Origin of the sequence: Anaerotaenia torta (assembly GCF_050433395.1) — a bacterium.
In the GTDB taxonomy this organism is placed as follows: domain Bacteria; phylum Bacillota; class Clostridia; order Lachnospirales; family Lachnospiraceae; genus Mobilitalea; species Mobilitalea torta.
Window position 1 is genome coordinate 322,693 of record NZ_JBNPXH010000003.1, and the last position, 18,707, is coordinate 341,399.

The window sequence follows — 18,707 nt, forward strand, 5'->3', positions numbered from 1 at the left end:
CAACAACTATTAGTGGTATGTTATCGCTGACAATGTATAATCAGAGGAGAAATAGCCTATGGATATTATGATCCGGAAGAGAAACGGAAGCCTTGAAAAGCTCCATGTAGAGAAGACAAAGAAAATGGTGGCTTATGCCTGTGCCGGATTGGAGGGCTGCAGTCCGGAGGAATTGGAGATGGACTCCAATATTCAGTTTCGGGATGGTATGAGTACCAAGGAAATTCAGAAAATATTAATTCAGACAGCCATTGAGAAGATGATTCAGACAACGAAGGACAGTCAGGGCAATGTGGTAAAGACCACCAATGTGAATTGGCAGTATGTGGCGGCAAGGCTTCTGATGTCAGATTTATATAAGGAAGCGGCAATTAACCGGAAGTATCGCCATTTTGGGTATGGTGATTTTTCCGAATTGGTGAAGCTGCTGGCGGAGCAGCAGTATTACGGGGAGTTTCTTCTGGAGGAATACTCCGCGGAGCAGCTCAGGGAGCTGGGAGCCTATATTAAGCCGGAACGGGATCTGCTGTTCAATTATGAAGGGCTGAAGCTGCTGGCCGACCGTTATCTGATCCGCGGCTATCAGAAGGAGGTTCTGGAGCTGCCCCAGGAGCGCTTTATGGCAATTGCCATGCACCTGGCGATTCCGGAGGGAGAACGGAAGCTATTCTATGCCAAACGCTTTTATGACGTCTTAAGTGAGTTGAAGATGACTACGGCCACTCCGACCCTGGCGGGTGCGGGAACACCCTTTCACCAGCTCAGCAGCTGCTTTATTTCGGTGGTAGGGGATAATCTCTGGTCCATCTATGATGTAAACCAGAAATTCTCCGCAGTCTCTAAGCACGGAGGAGCCTTAGGAATCTATGTGGGTAAAGTCAGAGCGTTAAACAGTGAGATCAGAGGCTATAAAAATGCTTCCGGCGGTGTGATTCCCTGGATTCGCCTTTATAATGACACGGCGGTAGCGGTGGACCAGCTGGGCAGGAGAAAGGGAGGAGCCTCCATCACCCTGGATGTGTGGCATCAGGATTTATATGAGTTCCTGGATCTGAGAACCAATAACGGGGATGACCGCAGAAAGGCCCATGATATCTTCCCTGCCTTAAGCATACCCGATCTCTTCATGGAACGCCTGGAGGAAAGAGGGGACTGGTCCTTATTTGATCCCTATGAGATCCATAAGGTGATGGGATATCATCTGGAGGATTTCTATGATGAGGAGAAGGGCGGAGAATTCACGGCGCGTTATCTCGCCTGTGAGGCCAATGAGAGGCTGGAGCGGGTTACCGTGCCGGTTTTGGAGATTATGAAGCGGATTATGAAGAGTGCGGTGGAAACGGGAACCCCCTTCTTATTCTTCCGTGATACCGTGAACCGGGCCAATCCCAACAAGCATGCCGGAATGATCTATTCCTCTAATCTCTGTCATGAGATTGCCCAGAATGTCAGTGAATCGGAATTTGTGGAGGAAGTAATAGAGACGGTGGGAAACCATAAGGAGGTAGTCAGAAGACTGAAGTCCGGTGACATGGTGACCTGCAATCTCAACTCCGTGAATCTGGGACGCGTGAGACGGGAGGAGCTGGAGGAAACCGTACCGCTTCAGATAAGGATGCTGGATAATGTCATAACCTTGAATCAGACTCCGGTGGCGGAGGCCAGGATTACCAGTGACAGATACCGCGCCATCGGACTTGGCACCAGCGGCTATCACCACTACCTGGTGAATCACCAGATTCCCTGGGAGAGTGAGGAGCATCTGGAGGAGGCGGACCGTTTATTTGAGGAGCTGGCTTACCGGGCCATCAAGGCCTCCATGGAGCTGGCCATGGAAAAAGGCCCGTATCCGGAATTCGAAGGCTCGGAATGGCAGAGCGGTAAGTATTTTGAACGCCGGGGATATACCTCGCCGCGCTGGATCGCCCTGAAGGAAGATGTCAGACGATACGGTATCCGCAACGGCTATATTATGGCGGTTGCACCGACGGGCAGCACTTCCAATATCGCCGGAACCACGGCGGGAATCGATCCGATTTTTAAGAAGTTCTTTATTGAAGAAAAGAAGGGAAGCTTTACACCAAAGGCGGCGCCGGATCTGAACAGCGGGAATTTCTGGCTGTACAAGGAGGCCCATCGTATCGACCAGCATTACAGCATCAAGGCCTGCGGCATCCGCCAGAGGCATATCGACCAGGCACAATCCTTTAACCTGTATATTACGCCGGAGGTTAAGGCGAAGGATATCCTGAAGCTTTATCAGGAGGCCTGGAGGAATGGAGTTAAGACCATCTATTATGTCCGCAACCAGTCCCTGGAGATGGACGAGTGTACCAGCTGCTCAAGCTGACGGTGTCAAAAGCTGACGGTGCCAGGCACCATTTTACAATATCTTACATCGCTAGTTTAGAAAGGGTGCCTGACACCGAATGTGTGACACCGAATGGAGGAAACGAGGAATGAATAAGAAGAGAATCTTTAATGAACATGGAATTAGGGGAACAGAAGCGTTAATTAACGGCAATACCACGAATCTGAGGGAATGGAACCGCATCAAATACAGCTGGGCCAACACCTTCTACCGGACCATGCTGAATAATTTCTGGATACCGGAGGAAATCTCACTGAATGAGGATATTAAGCAGTTCCCCCTGCTGACCAATGGGGAGAGGAGAGCCTTTGACAAGATCATTGCCTTCCTGAACTTCCTGGATTCCATCCAGAGCGAGAATCTGCCCAACCTCTCCCGCTATGTCACCGCGCCGGAGATATCCTCCCTGCTGAATATTCAAGCCTTCCAGGAGGAGATCCATGCCCAGAGCTATTCCTATATCCTGGATACGGTGACCAACCCGGTGACCCGGGACAAGATTTATGATGAATGGCGTGAGGACAAGCATCTGCTGGAGAGAAACCGGTATATTGCGGATATTTACCAGCGCTTCAATGAGGATGCCTCCATCGGTAATTTCCTGCGCACCGTAGTGGCCAATTATATTCTGGAGGGAATTTATTTCTACTCCGGCTTCAGTTTCTTCTATACCCTGGCAAGGCAGGGGAAGATGACGGCCACCAGTACCATCTTCAAATACATTAACCGGGATGAGGTGACCCATCTGGTATTGTTCCAGAACATCCTGAAGGAGCTTCGCACCGAGAATCCGGAGCTTTTCACCCCGGAGCTGACGCAGGAGATCCGGGAGATGATGCGAACCGGAGTGGAACATGAGATCGCCTGGGGACAGTATGTGACCAATAATGAGATATTGGGCATTAACCATGAGCTGATTGAGAAATACATCAAATACCTGGGAAATCAGAGGCTGAAGGCCATCGGCCTGGAGGAGCTGTATCCGGAGATAACGGAGAATCCCATGGCGTGGATTGAGGGCTTTTCCAATCTCAACAGCACGAAGACGGATTTCTTCGAAGCCAAGGTGACCAATTATACGAAGGCGGCGGCCTTTGATTTTGACGATCTGGAATGATTTGCGTCTGACCCGGCAAATGCGGGAACAGAAATTGCTGCCCTTTATCAGGGAGCGGCAGGAAAGATAAAAAGTGCTGCAGGTTTCCCGCGGGAATTAAGATGCGGGGGATGTCTGCAGCACTTTATAGGTTAAGTATTCCTATTAGCCGAGGAGAGAGAGCAAGATGCCGGCGGCAACAGCGGAGCCGATTACACCTGCCACATTGGGACCCATAGCGAACATCAGAAGATAATTGCCAGGGTTGGCTTTCTGGCCCTCCACCTGGGACACACGGGCTGCCATGGGAACGGCAGATACTCCTGCGGAGCCGATCAGCGGATTGATCTTTCCTTTGGTTATCCAGCACATGAACTTTGCGATCAATAAACCGCCGATGGTGCTGAATATAAATGCTGCCAGGCCAAGGAAAATGATTTTGAGAGTCCCTGGCTTCAGAAATTCGCTTCCGGCAGCTGTTGCGCCTACGGTAACTCCAAGGAAGATGGTTACAATGTTAATCAAGGCGTTCTGTGCTGTGTCGGTAATTCGTTCCACAACTCCGGATTCCCGGAACAGATTGCCCAGCATCAGCATTCCGATCAGAGGAGCTACGGAAGGAAGCAAAAGGATACAGAAGATGGAGACGGCGACAGGAAAGCATATCTTTTCCAGCTTTGATACGTTGCGCAGCTGTTCCATCTTGATCTCGCGTTCCTTGCGGGTGGTCAGAAGCTTCATGAGAGGAGGCTGGATCAGCGGGATGAGGGCCATATAGGAATATGCCGCAATGGATATGGGAGCCAGCAGATGGACAGCCAGTCGGGTAGTCAGATAAATGGCGGTGGGGCCGTCTGCACCTCCGATGATAGCGATGGAGGCGGCTTCCTGAGGGTCAAAGCCAAGGAGATTGGCAACAACGAAAGCAATGGCTATGCCAAGCTGGGCGCCGGCTCCCATCAGCATGCTGCTGGGCCGGGCGATTAAGGGGCCAAAATCAGTCATAGCTCCGATTCCAAGGAAAATCAGGGAAGGGTAGATGCCTTTCTTTACGCCCAGATAAAGATAATATAGTAAGCCTCCGGCCTCCGATGCGCTGGCCGGTTCCGCCATTAATCCGGTCAGCGGCAAATTAGCCAGCAGCACGCCAAAGGCGATGGGCAGCAGCAGGAGCGGTTCGAATTTCTTAACGATAGCGAGGTACATAAGTACGCATGCAATTACAATCATAACCAGGGATTGCCAGGTTAATGCGGCAAATCCGGAATCCTCTAATAATTTTACAACTGAATCGATAAACACAATGAGTTCCTCCTTTAGATGTCTTTTCTTTGGTTGATCCTACCTCTTTTTATTCTGTCCTTGTTCAATGGATTTGATGAGGAGGGAAAAAATTCGGACGATAGCCCAGAGAATCCCAAGAACAGCAAATACCACAGCCATACAGATGATGGCAATAAGAATACTTTCGGATAAAGGCAATATACTCACTCCTTTCTTATGTCAGTAATGATAAAGTTATATAAAAGCCGGTAAGGCCGGTTTCCGAGAATTTAGGACATAAAAAAGGAGAGCTTGAAAAAACCAAGCCCTCCACCCTTAAGCTCAAAACTTGAAACAGCTAAAGAAGAATTAACTGCCAACCGGAATTGTTAAAATAGTAACACATAGGATGAAAAATGTCAATATGGGCACAGGTCTGCCTCGTAAAGAATGCGAAGAATGCGTGTCATGATTACAAAACAAGGATTGCGTCCGGTCTGCAATTAATGTTACAATAGTCTAATGCAAAGAGTAAGACATACCAAGGAGAGACAATGAAAGAAATATATCAGTTACCCCAGCAGTTTTGGACGGTATTCAGTTCAAGAAACCGGTATATCTACATGGAAGCGCTGACATCAATCTATGACGAGTATCTGTATAATGATTACTTTCTGACGAAGGAAACCTGTGTTCAATTGATCGCGGAGCATTTTGCAGACCGGATTGTGGATATTTCCGCAGATGATGAGGAGCAGGATGCGGATATCATGGAGCCCATGGCGGCAAAGATCCTGAACCGTCTCCTTCGCTTCTCCTGGCTGAAACGGGTGGAGGATTACAGCTCCTTTCAGACCAATATCATCATTCCGGATTATGCTTCGGCTTTTATTGAGACAATCCGCAGAATCAACCATCCTGATGCGGAGGATCAGGATTTGTACATACAGAACGTGTATACCAGTATTTATTCCTTTTATTACGATACCAAGGCCGGGATGGAGCTGTTAAGGGCCGCGGCGGTCAATACTGCCAGGCTGAACCGTTCCCTCCAGAATATGCTCCATAATATGGACCGGTTCTTCGGCGCCCTTCTGGAGAAGGAGAATTATGAAGAGCTGCTGCTGGAGCACCTGAACGGCTATGTGGAGGCTATCGTCAACCGGAAATACAGCCTGCTTAAGACCGGTGACAATTTTTATATCTATAAAAATGATATCAAAAGGCTTCTGCGCACCATCAGCGAGGATGAGAACCGGCTGAACCTTTTGAAACGGAGGCTGATGCCGGAAGGAAGGGGAGAGCGGGAGATCGAGGAGGAATTCCAGCGGATTATTGATGAGATAGACCGGGGCATCCTGAATATGGAGAACCGAATCTCTCATATTGATGCGGAGCATAGCAAATATATCAAGGCAACCGTCAGCCGTCTGGAATACCTGTTAAGCAACGAGGACAATATGCAGGGCAATGTGATTGCGCTGCTGAATCTGATGTCCGGTGCGGAGGGAGCCAAGCGGTACCCCGAGGTGGCCCGGACATTGCGCATCAATGATCTGACCGTCATTACACCGGATTCCTTCTACAAGAAGAGGGGCAGGAGAAAGCAATTTGAAGAAACTGTGGAAATGGATACGGTGACGGAGGAAGAGCTTTCCAAGGAGGATATTCTTCGGATTAACCGGAATAAGCCCCGTTATCATAAGGCGCAGATCGAGGCATTTATCCTGGAGCGGATGGAGGAGGGGATCTTTCGGACGGGGGAGTATTCCATTACCAATGATGAGGAATTTGAACTGCTGATTCTGGCCTACGACTATAGTATGAGAAGAACCAGTCCCTTCCATGTTGTGCCCCCGCAGGAGCATCGGGAGGGGGAGGCGGCCGCAGATACCCGCGGGCAGGCTATAGTTACGAACGGTATGTATTCCTATCCGGATATTATCTTTGTGAAGAACAGCAATATAGACGGCCCGGTGCAGACTGGCGGAAAGGATATCTATGTTCCCTTATTATGATGAACTTCTGGATGAAGAAAAGGATGAGCTCAGGGAGGTGGTCAAAACCCTGTATCACCAGACCTACCTTCTGGAGCGCAAATACGATAAAAAAACGCAGCGCTATCTACCCAATCAGGCCTACCGGATTTGTGAGCGCCACCTGGACTTTTTGAAGGAATACTTTAAAATTGCCGATATCGATCTGATTGAGAACCGCCAGTACGGGATCATGCAGATTGTGACCAGGAATTTGCAGGGAGACAAGCTGAGCAGATTGACAACGATATTTTTACTGCTTCTCAAGCTTATTTTTGATGAGCAGATGAATACCGCATCCAGCTCCATCCATGTATATGCCTCGTTGAATGAGGTGTTTGAGAAGATCCAGCTATTCCGCCTGTGGAACAGCAGATCCATCTCTCCCACGGAGCTGAAGAAAACCATTGCGGCTCTGAAGAAGTACCAGATTATTGAAATCACTGAGGAGACCGGCGAGCTGGACGGGGATACCAGATTCATCATCTACCCCACAATCAATCTTTTATTGGACAGCCAGTCGATTGCGGCAATCATCGAGCAATACCAGGAGGAAGAGGAGGCAGCGGAGGATGGACAGATATCAAGCACTTTCGAAGATGTGTCTGAATAATTGGCATTATATCAGTGAAAAAATACTGTCTTTTCACGATGGGGTCAACTTCTTTACCGGACATTCCGGCAGCGGCAAATCCACGGTTTTAGATGCGCTGCAGATTGTATTGTACGCGGACAGCAACGGACGCAGCTTCTTTAATAAGGCGGCAAAGGAGGATTCAGACCGTACCCTGATTGAGTATCTTCGCGGTATGAAGGTGGTCCAGGAAAATAATGAAATAAGCTACCTGAGAAATAAGAATTTCTCCACAACTCTGGTGCTGGAGTTTCAGGATACCGAGACAGGCAAGTATCAGAGCATCGGAGTGGTATTTGATGTGGACGTCAGCGTGAATGATATCAACAGGCTGTTCTTCTGGCATACGGGAGAGCTGGCATCGAATCATTACCGTGACGGTGAAAAAGCGCTTTCGATCAGTGAGCTGAAAGGGTATATAGAAAGCAATTATTCCGGCGAGAATTATTATTTCAGCAGAACCAATGAAAAATTCAGGAATGAGCTGTATGCCAATTTCTTAGGAGGTCTGCATCCCAAGCATTTTCCGGCGCTGTTCAAGAAGGCAATTCCCTTTAAGATGGATATGAAGCTGGAGGATTTTGTTAAGAATTACATCTGCACCGAGAACGATATCCATATGGAGGATATGCAGGACAGCGTGGCCCAGTATACCCGGCTAAAACGAAGGCTGGAGGATACCAGGAAGGAAATCACCCTTCTGGAGGAGATTAGGGAGCAGTACGGATGCTATGAAGCTCAGAACGAGGAAATCAGGAAGCTTGGCTATGGATTGGAGAAGCTGGAGCTGGTCTCTCTGGAGGCCAGGATTAAAAAGCTTCAGATCCAACAGGCAGAGTACAGTTCGGACAAGAAGCTGCTGGAGCATTCCATCGAACAGCTGGAAGGAGAGCTTTCCGCCCTCCAGACAGAACGGGATGAGGTGGTATATGCAATCCAGAACAGCGGTTACGAGCATCTGGAAGCGGAGATTGGAAGCATCAACCAGATGCTGGAGCTGCTTTACCGGAGCAGGGCGGATCTGGACAAAACCCTCTCCCGGCTGGGAGAATGGCTGGATACCGATTATCTGGAGCCTTCGGCACAGAAGATAATTCTGCGTATGAAAGAATATGAGGCGTCACCGGAGGAAGTAACCCAAATCCGGACAGAGCTTGTACAGCTGCGCACCCGGCTGGAGCAGGAGAAGGAAGAAGCCTCCGCCGCGGTTAAGGAAGGGAAGCAGAAGCTGGGAGAGGTCCTTCGCCAGACCGCGCTGCTGCAGAAGGGGCAGAAGGCGTATCCGTCCTATCTGCTGGAAGCAAAGGACATCATAACCAGGGAATTGGAGCGAATCTACGGGCTGCCCATCCGGGTGGATATCCTTGCGGATGTCATTGAGATCAGGAATGAGCGGTGGCGCAATGCGGTGGAAGGCTATCTTGGGAATAGCAAGCTGGGCCTGATGGTACCGGCCGAATATTCCAGGGCGGCCATCGAACTATTCGCCGGACTGGACTCCGGGAAATACTATAAAGCAGCCATTGTGGATACGGAAAGCGTCCGAAGGGATGCAAGGCCCATCCGGGCTAATTCCCTGGCAGAGGAAGTAGAGGGCGCAACCGGGGAGGCTGAGGCATATGTGGGATATCTTCTGGGCAATGTGATAAAATGCAGCACGGCGAAGGAGCTGCCCAGCCATAAAAATGCGATTACTCCGGACTGTATGCTCTATCAAGGCTATCGGCTCCAGCACATGAATCCGAGAAACTATACGGAAGAGGCTTACATCGGACGAAGAGCCATTGAGCGAAGATTGGAACAGCTGGATGAGAAGCTGGGGCAGTGCAGGGAACAGCTGGAGCCTCTGGAGCGGAAGCTGGCTGAGATCAGCGGACTTCTGCAGAAGGAATATCTGCAGGACGGCGAGGAAGCCTATATCAGCCGGCTGCAGGAGGTGCTCCGCATCCGGGAGAAGGAAGCCCAAAGGGAAGAATACCTGCATAAAATCGAGGAGCTGAAGGAACGCAGCATCGACGAATGGAAGGCTGCGAAGGAGCTTCTGGAGCAGGCGATAAAGTCGAAGGGAAGACAGAAGGAAAAAGCCGCTTTTGAACTGCAAAGCCGGGAGAATTCTTTGGCAGAAGAGGCAAAGATACTGCTTTCCTTGAATGAAGAACTGCTGGAAAAGCAAAAGCTTCATCTCGTGGATGAACAGCTGGAGGCGGCATATCCCTGGCGGTGGGAAGCAGGAGATGAGCCGGATGGGAAGGCCATGGAAAAGCTTCGTCTGGAGCTGCAGAACCGGAAGCAGCAGAGTGGTTCCAGGCTGCAGGAGGAGTATGACAGGCTGCTTCGCAAAAGAGAGCAGTATCATGGGGTATATGCATACCGGGGCTTCTCTCTGACCAGCAGGGAAAACAAGGAATACGATCAGCTTTTGGACAGCTTAAGCAGTGACCGGCTCGGGGAATTTACCAGAAAGGCCAATGAACAGGCGGTCAAGGCGATACACCATTTTAAATCTGATTTTATTTATAAGATCCGGGATGCCATTAAGGAAGTGATGCAGCAGAAGGAGGAGTTAAACCGGGTTCTGGCGCAGCTGGACTTCGGCAAGGATAAGTACCGGTTTATCATCACGAGAAATAAAGGGGAAGACGGCAAATTCTATGATATGTTCATGGATGAGAATCTGGAGATCAACCCCCAGCGTCTGGCGGGCAATATGAACAATCAGATGGATCTCTTTACCCTGCAGCATGAGAAGGATTACAGTAATCTGATCGATGAGCTGCTGGAGCTCTTCATGCCCCCGGAGAACAGCGATACCAAGGCTTTGGAGGAAGCCAGGGCCAATATGGAGAAATATGCGGATTACCGGACCTATCTATCCTTTGATATGGAGCAGCTGGTGGAGGGCATGCCTCCCATGCGGCTCAGCAGAATGCTGTCCAAGAACTCCGGCGGAGAGGGGCAGAATCCTTTATATGTGGCGCTGCTGGCCAGCTTTGCCCAGGTATACCGCATTAATTTGAAGACGACGGCCAGGAGAAGACCGACCCCGAGGCTTGTGGTCCTGGATGAAGCCTTTTCCAAGATGGATGCGGAAAAGGTGGGAAGCTGCATCGGCCTGATCCGTAAGCTGGGCTTCCAGGCCATCATCAGCGCCACCAATGATAAGATTCAAAATTATGTGGACAATGTGGACAAGACCTTTGTTTTTGCCAATCCGAACAAGAACCGCATCTCGGTCCAGGAATTTGAGAAGAAAGAATTTATAAGCTACGCTTATACTTTACATAATTTACAGGAATAAATAGATACAAATTTTCGTGGAGATGTGTTATAATAAAGATATGAATTTTCTTTATATAAATAAGGAGGTTGCTGATATGTCAGTCGGTCAAAGTGTTCCGCGCGTGGATGCGCTGGACAAGGTAATCGGTAGAGCGAAATATACCGATGATCTTTGTGAAAAGAATGCATACATTGCGAAGATCTTACATTCGACAATTGCAAACGGTATCGTTAAATCCATTGATACTTCTGAGGCAATGAAAATACCCGGAGTGGTTAAAATAGTCACCTGTTTTGACGTACCGAAGTTCTATTTCCCTACGGCGGGACATCCCTGGTCCACAGATCCCGGACACCAGGATGTGGCGGACAGACTTCTGCTTACGGATAGAGTACTTTATTACGGAGATGAGGTGGCAGCGGTGATTGCGGAGAATGAGATTGCCGCAAAGCAGGCGCTGGAGGAGATTAAGGTAGAATATGAGGAGTATCCTTTTGTCCTGGATGTGCAGGAGGCGATGAAGCCGGATGCGCCCCAGCTGCATGAAGCTTATCCGGGTAATATCCTGGGGCACAGCGCCGTGCGCCGGGGTAATTACGAGGAAGCCATCAAGGAGCCGGGTCTGATTAAATTTGAGGGCTGGTATGAGACTCCCACGGTGCAGCACTGCCATATCGAGAATCATATCTGTTATGCCAGTATGGAAGGCAACCGGATCACCGTGGTGTCCTCCACTCAGATTCCTCATATTATCCGCCGGATTGTCGGCCAGGCATTGGGAATTCCCTGGGGCGATGTCCGCATTGTCAAGCCGTATATCGGCGGCGGCTTCGGCAATAAGCAGGACTCGCTGTATGAACCCCTGTGTGCCTATCTGACGACCCAGGTGGGAGGACGTACGGTGAAGCTGGACGCGACCAGGGAGGAGACCTTTGTAAGCAACCGTGTGCGCCATGCGATCCGCAGCCATATTATCAGCTGGGTCCGTCCCGACGGTTCCTTTGCGGCACGGAAGCTGGAATGCTTCTCCAATCAGGGAGCCTATGCTTCCCATGGGCACGGAATTGCGGCCAAAGGAATGAATGCCTTCCCCCAGCTGTACCCCTGTGACAATATGGAATGCGATTCCTATACGGTGTTTACGAACAGGCCGGTTGCGGGTGCCATGAGAGGCTACGGTATTCCCCAGGCAATGTTTGCGGTAGAAGCCCACACGGAGGAAATCGCCCGCAAGCTGGGATTTGATCCGGTGGAATACCGGAAGAAGTACGTGATGCCCGTAGGCTATGTGGACACCTTTTCCAAGAATGAGAATTATTTTGACAGCTTTAATCAATGCCTTGACAAGGGACGGGCATATATTGATTTTGACCGTAAGTTCGAGGAATACCAGAATCAGGCGGGACCCATCCGCAAGGGAGTGGGCTGTGCTGTGTTCTGGTATAATACGGCGGTATGGCCCATCAGCCTGGAGACTTCGGCCTGCAGGATGGTATTGAACCAGGATGGCTCGGTACAGGTGCAGCTTGCGGAAACAGAGATCGGCCAGGGTGCCGACACCGCATTTGCCCAGATGACGGCGGATGCTTTAGGAATTCCTTTTGAGAAGGTTCATGTAATATCCACCCAGGATACGGATGTGACCCCTTTTGGAACCAGCGCTTATGCCTCCAGACAGACCTATGTGGCGGGCTTCTCCATCAAGCAGACGGCTCTGCTCCTAAAGGAGAAGATTCTGAAATATGCCTATGAGCTCACCAGGATGCCGGCTTTTGAACTGGATATTATCGATGGGCAGATCGTACGGAAAGGGGACGGACGCGTGATGATCTCCCTGGGCGACCTGGCTACCGAAGCGATCTACAGCTTAACCCACAGTGAGCATATTACCTCCGAGAGCACCTATCAGATTAAGAGCAATGCATATTCCTTCGGCTGCTGCTTCGCTGAGGTTGAGGTGGACATTCCCTTATGCAAGGTGAAGCTGCTGGATATTATTAATGTCCACGATGCCGGGCAGCTGATTAATCCGGCTCTGGCCGAGGCCCAGGTGCATGGCGGGATGAGTATGGGAATTGGTTACGCACTGGCGGAGCAGCTGCTCTTTGATCCAAAGACAGGCAAGACACTGAATGATAACCTGTTGGATTATAAGCTCTCCACCTTTATGGATCACCCCCATCTGGAAGCACAGTTTGTTGAAAATTATGAGCCCACCAGCGCTTTTGGAACAAAAGCCCTTGGTGAGCCTCCGGTATGTCCGGTAGCGCCGGCGATCCGGAATGCAATCCTTCATGCAACAGGGGTTGCAATCAATGATATCCCTATGACACCCCATATCCTCTTTGACCGTTTCAAAGAGGAAGGATTAATATAGGAGAGGGGGACAGAGTCTATGTATGATATAAAAGAATTATTTGAAGCAACCAGCGTGCAGAATGCAGCGGAGCTTCGGACGGCACATCCCGAGGCGCTGATTCTGGCGGGGGGAAGTGATATCCTGGTTCAGATGAGGGAAGGAAAGCTTGCGGGCAAGAAGTTGATCAGCATCTATGGGCTGGATGAGCTTCGGGGCGTAACGCTGGAGGAAGACGGAACAATCCGCATCGGATCTCTGACCAGCTTCAGCCATATCACCCAGAGCCCGGTTATCCGGCAGTATATCAATGTGCTGGGAGAGGCTGTGGATATGGTGGGAGGCCCCCAGATCCGCAATATCGGAACCATCGGCGGCAATACCTGCAATGGAGTGACCTCTGCAGATTCCGCTTCCACCCTGTTTGCCTGGGATGCGGTTATTGAGCTGACAGGCAGTGAGGGAAAACGTCTGGTTCCCATTCAGGAATTCTATCTGAAGGCAGGTGTGGTGGATATCCGTCCCAGCGAGCTTCAGACAGCGATATTAATCCGGAAGGAATGCTATGAGGGATATAAGGGACATTATATCAAATATGCCATGAGGAATGCCATGGATATTGCAACCTCCGGCTGTTCTGTAAATGTAAAGCTGTCCGCAGACAAGCGGGTTATGGAAGACGTCCGCATCGCCTATGGTGTCCAGGGACCTACGCCTCTCCGTGCTGTTCATGCGGAGGAAGCAGGAAAGGGGCAGGAGATCAGTGAAGATCTGCTCCGGCGTATCAGTGAGGCTGTGCTGGAGGATATCAGGCCCCGTGACAGCTGGCGTGCCTCCAAGGCGCTGCGTCAGCACATCGCCGTGGAAATGGCTTATCGCTGCTTATCAGAAGCAATCAGGCTTTCGGGAGGTGTTGTATAATGGCACAGTATAAATTAGTCAAATGTACGATCAACGGCAAGCAGACGGAGACCATGGTGGATGTCCGGGCTTCCCTGACGGATATGCTTCGCAATGATTACCGCCTCACCTCGGTGAAGAAGGGCTGTGAGGTAGGAGAATGCGGTGCCTGTAATGTGATCATAGACGGAGAGTGCTTTAACTCCTGTATCTACCTGGCGGTATGGGCGGACGGGAAGAATATCCGTACCCTGGAGAGTCTGCTGGGCCCGGAGGGTGAGCTGGCGGATATTCAGCAGGCCTTTATCGATGAAGCGGCAGTACAATGCGGCTTCTGCACGCCTGGCTTTGTTATGACGGCAGTCCAGCTTCTGGAGACCGGCAAAGAATTCACCAGGGAAGAGCTGAGAAAGCAGCTATCGGGAAATCTATGCCGCTGTACCGGTTACGAGAATATATTGAATGCTGTAGAAAAGACCATGCTCCGCCGTTTGGGCAAGCTCTAGAATCCCGGAGCGGAGTAATAGAAGCTTCTAATAGAAATTTTTATCAGAAAGGCATATTACCGATATTCTATCCCAACAGGGATGCAATATCGGTGGTATGCCTTTTGCATTTTCCATATTCCGGCCTTCAATGGGCTGTTAATGGGGCTTCTTAATCTTTTCTTCATCTTTTTACCACAGGAATGACAAACTATCCCCTTATAGTAGTCACTACATGGATCAAGTGGCAATTGTTTACTAGTAAGGAGTGGCATGGATGATGAAGAAAAAACTGGCATTATTATTTTTGGTTTCTATATTTCTCTTCGGTTTCTCTGATCCCGTCAGGGTCATGGCAGCGGAAGTAAACGGGGGAGGTGTCGGGGAGACACAGGATACCGGAGACGGCGAGGCTGCCGCTTCGCAGGTCTATCTGTCCAGATTCCCTAAAAAAACAGTCTATACCTACGGTGAGAGCTTTGATTCCTCCGGTTTGGAGCTGGTTCGTATAAACAGTGACGGAAGTGAAAGCATTATCACCGATTTTATAGTGGAAGGCTTTCGCAGTGATCAACTGGGCACACAGAAGATCACAATCCGTTATGGAGACTATTCTGTTGACATCAATGTGTCTGTCCAAGCGGCGAAAATCACGAATCTTAGGGCCGGCGGGGTAACGATGGATTCCTATACCCTTGCATGGGACGCGGCAGCCGGAGCCACTCATTATGAGATTTACCGTAAGGATATAGTGTCCGGCACATTCCAGCTGCTGACCACCACATTGGAGAATTCCTATACGGTATATGACAGCAGTACGGCGGTGAATACATATATGATCCGGTTGGCCATGACAGTGGACGGGGTGACCAATTACGGGGACTTTTCCGAACCGTTTTCCGCCGCCACGGCACCTGGAAAGGTAGAGTCAGTATCGGTGGTTAATACGGGGGATACCTTTGTAGAACTGACCTGGAGCCCGGTAACGGATGCGGCAGGCTACAGTATTTACAGAGTGGATGCGGCAACCGGAGCCCTTACCTATGTTGGGGATTCTGTTACGACCTCCTATAGGGATACCGGGCTGAAGTCAGGCACCGGATACCGGTATCAGGTAGCCGCGCACAGGCTGAATAAGTTTTTTGGAGGTGAGTTGTCACCCGCTCTCGATACCAGTACCAATCCGGCCAAGGTGCCCTTAAAAAGCAAGGCGGGTGATGGTAAGGCCAGACTGACCTGGACCCTGGTGAATGGCGCTACTTCTTATGATATTTACATGGGAGATGATATTTCGGGATACAGTCTTATAAGCACCCGGGATAGCAGCAGCGGCAATACCTATATTGTGGAGGAACTGACTCTGGGAGCTTCCTATTCCTTTTATATAGTGGCAAAGAGGGATTATAACGGAGTGGTCTATGAGGGTGTCAGCTCCGATCTGACGACCGTTACGATAGAGGAGATTTTGCCGACCAGCACCCAGCCTAAATATTTTGCGGACAAGGCGGCGTTCTTAAAGTCGACGGCTTATACCACCATAGATTTTTTCAAGAATAATGTGAATTTTAAGAAAAGTTATGTAATTCCGGGATTGGTGAATACCAACGTGGGGGGCTTTACCAGCACCGCCATGTGTCCTCAGGGAATTGCCTTTGCCGGAAATTATCTGCTGATGACGGCCTATGATCTGGCGGGAGAAGAATTGTCCGTGGTCTATTGCATGGACAAGAAGACACGGGAGCTTGTGACTACTTTGATTCTTCCTACCAACGCCCATGTCGGCGGAATCTGCTATGACGGCAAAAATGTGTGGATCACCACCGGAAGCAAAGTATCGGCCATCTCGTATTCCGATATTAAGGCAGCGGCCAAATCGGGAGAGCCCTATGTGGAAGTGAATTTCCATTCTGTCTGCAAGGTGGGACTTTCCGCTTCTTACATTGCATATTATAATGACAAGCTGTGGGTCGGCTCCTATAATGAATTGGAGACAACGAAGCTTTATAGCTTTTCCATCGATGATTATGGTTCCTATGCTGAATTGACCAGAGAAGATACGATGACGATGCCTACCAGGGTACAGGGAATTGCATTTACGGAGGACGGACAGATGATCATATCCCGCTCCTGCCAGTTGTATGCCGGCCTGCGGGGATATATGAGGCGGATTGACGTATACCGGCCGGATCTTTCCATGGAAGGCAGCGGAAGCATTAAGCTCGGCAGTGTGGTTAAATATGAATATGTTCCTTCCATGAATGAGGGAATTGCACTGGACGGCGGATATTTGTATGTATTGTTTGAATCAGCCGCCTTTGAGAATGCCTCCTATAAGGTGGACAGAATCAGTGCCTTTGATCTTACGAAAATTCTTCCCTCAGAGTAATTCGGGATAGATTTCATCCGACATTGGTATTATAATAGTCAGAGTGTTGAAGTATTTACCAATAGGAGGAACAGAAGATATGGAGATAAGGCTGACCGAGTATTCGGATCTGGATACGGTCATGGGCATCTATGACCATGCCAGGGAATATATGAGGCAGAGCGGTAATCTTTTGCAATGGGTCGGCGGATATCCCGGCAGGGAGCTGATTACGGAAGACATTGCGGCAAAGAGGAGCTATGTCTGCACCGAAGAGGGCCGGATTGCAGGAGTGTTCTATTTTGCAGTGGGCAGCGATCCCACTTATGCAACAATATATGATGGGGAATGGCTGGATGAGGAGCCGTACGGGGTAGTACACCGGATTGCATCCGCCAGCCATAAAAAGGGAGTGGCTTCCTTCTGCCTGGACTGGTGCTTTAACCAGTGCCCTAATATCAGGATTGATACCCACGAAGACAATAAGATTATGCAGGGGTTTTTGATGAAGAACGGCTACCGCCGATGCGGTACCATCTATCTGGAGAATGGAGATCCGCGAGTTGCATTCCAAAAGAACGCGGCCTCTGCAAAAGCCGGGGGGATTGACACCGTTGTGCTGGATATCGGAAATGTGCTGGCGCGTTTCCGGTGGAGGGAATACCTTGAGGAGTGCGGTTACAGCCGGGAGACAGTGGACCGGGTGGCAGCCGCCACGGTGCTCAGCGGTTTCTGGGATGAATGGGACCGGGGCTGCCAGGATGAGGAGGAACTGATTGAGCAGAGTATAGCCAGAGATCCCGGTGTAGAGAAGGAGATAAGGGTTTTCTTTTCCTCCTTTGATAAAATAGTGAAGGAATATGATTATTCGCCGGAATTTGTGAAGGGTCTGAAAGCCGCGGGATACCGGGTGTATCTGTTGTCTAATTACAGCAGGAGGCATTTTCAGGCATGTAAGCCTTTCTTCCGTTTTCTGGACTATGTGGACGGCGGAATTATCTCTTATGAGGTGAAGGTGATTAAACCGGAGCCGGAGATATACCGGGCCTTAATTGATAAGTATGGAATTGATCCTTCGAAGGCGGTGTTTTTGGATGATCTGGCAGCCAATCTGGAAGGAGCCAGACCCTTCGGCTTCCATACGATACAAGTGAAGGACGGAGAACAGATGGTTCGGGAACTGCGGAGACTGGGTGTGAGAATCTGATTTCCGCCAGGCTGTTATTCAGGTATATCCCATTCAAAAAATAATAAAGAAATAAAAGATAAAATAATGAAGAGAAGAGCTGGGATTACATTGACCCCGGCTCTTCTCTTTTGCTGTTCTTTACCCCTATTAATGTAAATGATAATCAATATCAAAAACTTCTTGACATTTCTTTCACGGTGTTCTATGATATCAATGGAATTGATAATCATTATCAAACTCATGGGATAAAGAAAGGTAGGAGAATTATATGTCACTGGCAATGTTGGAGGTTGGTGAGATCAGGAAAATATCGGAGTTTCGGGGAAAGAACGAGATGAAGAAGCATCTGCAGGATCTTGGATTTATGAGAGGCGAGAGCGTGCAGGTGATTGGTGTGAATCCCAGCGGGCTGATCCTGCTGATTAAGGGGGTGCGGGTTGCTTTGAACCGTGGCCTGGCATCGATGATAGTAGTAGAATAATTTAAATATAAAACGGAGGTAAACCATGACATTGAATGATCTAAAACCAGGACAGCAAGGCATAGTAACATCCATCGGGGAAAAGGGACCCGTCAGAAAGAGGATTATGGATATGGGAGTGACACCGGGAGCAGCCGTGAAGGTAATTAAGGTGGCGCCTTTGGGGGATCCGATTGAGGTAAATATCCGAGGCTATGAGCTAAGCTTGAGGAAAAGTGAAGCCAGTCAAATTACAGTGGAATAATCAGGAG

The 18,707-nt window shown here is 49.6% G+C and carries 14 protein-coding genes; 12 read left to right on the forward strand and 2 right to left on the reverse strand.

Annotated elements, in window-relative coordinates; all coding sequences use genetic code 11:
* The first annotated feature begins 58 nt into the window (after positions 1-58).
* Positions 59-2,350, forward strand: coding sequence for a ribonucleoside-diphosphate reductase subunit alpha (locus tag HNQ56_RS07400; RefSeq protein WP_429144220.1), 2,292 nt, complete (start codon positions 59-61; stop codon positions 2,348-2,350).
* A gap of 109 nt (positions 2,351-2,459) precedes the next feature.
* Positions 2,460-3,488, forward strand: coding sequence for a ribonucleotide-diphosphate reductase subunit beta (locus HNQ56_RS07405; RefSeq protein ID WP_429144222.1), 1,029 nt, complete (start codon positions 2,460-2,462; stop codon positions 3,486-3,488).
* Positions 3,489-3,632: 144 nt separating this feature from the next.
* Here the strand turns inward: HNQ56_RS07405 and HNQ56_RS07410 are convergent, their stop codons facing one another.
* Both HNQ56_RS07410 and HNQ56_RS07415 read right to left on the reverse strand, forming a co-directional pair.
* Positions 3,633-4,772: a sodium ion-translocating decarboxylase subunit beta gene (locus HNQ56_RS07410; protein ID WP_429144471.1), complete on the reverse strand. Its 1,140-nt coding sequence runs from the start codon at positions 4,770-4,772 to the stop codon at positions 3,633-3,635.
* Positions 4,773-4,808: 36 nt separating this feature from the next.
* Complete coding sequence (locus HNQ56_RS07415; protein WP_429144224.1) at positions 4,809-4,958, reverse strand: OadG family protein; 150 nt, start codon at positions 4,956-4,958, stop codon at positions 4,809-4,811.
* A 326-nt stretch (positions 4,959-5,284) separates the two neighbouring features.
* Here HNQ56_RS07415 and HNQ56_RS07420 point away from each other — a divergent pair, with 326 nt between their 5' ends.
* From HNQ56_RS07420 to HNQ56_RS07465, 10 genes are all read left to right on the forward strand, one after another.
* Positions 5,285-6,748 (forward strand): Wadjet anti-phage system protein JetA family protein, encoded by a 1,464-nt coding sequence (locus HNQ56_RS07420; protein ID WP_429144226.1) that lies wholly within the window; start codon positions 5,285-5,287, stop codon positions 6,746-6,748.
* Positions 6,732-7,379: a DUF4194 domain-containing protein gene (locus HNQ56_RS07425; RefSeq protein WP_429144228.1), complete on the forward strand. Its 648-nt coding sequence runs from the start codon at positions 6,732-6,734 to the stop codon at positions 7,377-7,379. The genes HNQ56_RS07420 and HNQ56_RS07425 overlap by 17 nt, the downstream gene beginning before the upstream one ends.
* Positions 7,339-10,698: an ATP-binding protein gene (locus HNQ56_RS07430; protein ID WP_429144230.1), complete on the forward strand. Its 3,360-nt coding sequence runs from the start codon at positions 7,339-7,341 to the stop codon at positions 10,696-10,698. Before HNQ56_RS07425 ends, HNQ56_RS07430 begins: the two co-directional genes overlap by 41 nt.
* Before the next feature lie 76 nt (positions 10,699-10,774).
* Complete coding sequence (xdhA, locus tag HNQ56_RS07435) at positions 10,775-13,057, forward strand: xanthine dehydrogenase subunit XdhA (RefSeq protein WP_429144231.1); 2,283 nt, start codon at positions 10,775-10,777, stop codon at positions 13,055-13,057.
* Positions 13,058-13,075: 18 nt separating this feature from the next.
* The gene (xdhB, locus tag HNQ56_RS07440; protein ID WP_429144233.1) at positions 13,076-13,957 is read left to right on the forward strand and encodes a xanthine dehydrogenase subunit XdhB; all 882 of its coding nucleotides are present in this window, start codon (positions 13,076-13,078) and stop codon (positions 13,955-13,957) included.
* Complete coding sequence (gene xdhC, locus HNQ56_RS07445; RefSeq protein WP_429144235.1) at positions 13,957-14,442, forward strand: xanthine dehydrogenase subunit XdhC; 486 nt, start codon at positions 13,957-13,959, stop codon at positions 14,440-14,442. Before xdhB ends, xdhC begins: the two co-directional genes overlap by 1 nt.
* A gap of 256 nt (positions 14,443-14,698) precedes the next feature.
* Complete coding sequence (locus HNQ56_RS07450) at positions 14,699-16,807, forward strand: bacterial Ig-like domain-containing protein (protein ID WP_429144237.1); 2,109 nt, start codon at positions 14,699-14,701, stop codon at positions 16,805-16,807.
* Positions 16,808-16,886: 79 nt separating this feature from the next.
* A complete protein-coding gene (locus HNQ56_RS07455; protein ID WP_429144239.1) occupies positions 16,887-17,993 on the forward strand; it encodes an HAD-IA family hydrolase in 1,107 nt (368 codons plus the stop codon).
* A 250-nt stretch (positions 17,994-18,243) separates the two neighbouring features.
* Positions 18,244-18,456 carry a FeoA family protein gene (locus HNQ56_RS07460; protein WP_429144241.1) on the forward strand — a complete coding sequence of 71 codons (213 nt, stop codon included), beginning with the start codon at positions 18,244-18,246 and terminating at the stop codon, positions 18,454-18,456.
* Positions 18,457-18,481: 25 nt separating this feature from the next.
* Positions 18,482-18,700 (forward strand): FeoA family protein, encoded by a 219-nt coding sequence (locus tag HNQ56_RS07465; protein WP_429144243.1) that lies wholly within the window; start codon positions 18,482-18,484, stop codon positions 18,698-18,700.
* The last annotated feature ends 7 nt before the right edge of the window (positions 18,701-18,707 follow it).

Coding starts and splice junctions, on each gene's coding strand:
- HNQ56_RS07465 (WP_429144243.1), top strand. CDS start 18,482: ATGACATTGAATGATCTAAAACCAGGACAGCAAGGCATAGTAACATCC.
- HNQ56_RS07430 (WP_429144230.1), top strand. CDS start 7,339: ATGGACAGATATCAAGCACTTTCGAAGATGTGTCTGAATAATTGGCAT.
- xdhB (WP_429144233.1), top strand. CDS start 13,076: ATGTATGATATAAAAGAATTATTTGAAGCAACCAGCGTGCAGAATGCA.
- xdhC (WP_429144235.1), top strand. CDS start 13,957: ATGGCACAGTATAAATTAGTCAAATGTACGATCAACGGCAAGCAGACG.
- HNQ56_RS07420 (WP_429144226.1), top strand. CDS start 5,285: ATGAAAGAAATATATCAGTTACCCCAGCAGTTTTGGACGGTATTCAGT.
- HNQ56_RS07460 (WP_429144241.1), top strand. CDS start 18,244: ATGTCACTGGCAATGTTGGAGGTTGGTGAGATCAGGAAAATATCGGAG.
- HNQ56_RS07405 (WP_429144222.1), top strand. CDS start 2,460: ATGAATAAGAAGAGAATCTTTAATGAACATGGAATTAGGGGAACAGAA.
- xdhA (WP_429144231.1), top strand. CDS start 10,775: ATGTCAGTCGGTCAAAGTGTTCCGCGCGTGGATGCGCTGGACAAGGTA.
- HNQ56_RS07450 (WP_429144237.1), top strand. CDS start 14,699: ATGATGAAGAAAAAACTGGCATTATTATTTTTGGTTTCTATATTTCTC.
- HNQ56_RS07425 (WP_429144228.1), top strand. CDS start 6,732: ATGTTCCCTTATTATGATGAACTTCTGGATGAAGAAAAGGATGAGCTC.
- HNQ56_RS07455 (WP_429144239.1), top strand. CDS start 16,887: ATGGAGATAAGGCTGACCGAGTATTCGGATCTGGATACGGTCATGGGC.
- HNQ56_RS07400 (WP_429144220.1), top strand. CDS start 59: ATGGATATTATGATCCGGAAGAGAAACGGAAGCCTTGAAAAGCTCCAT.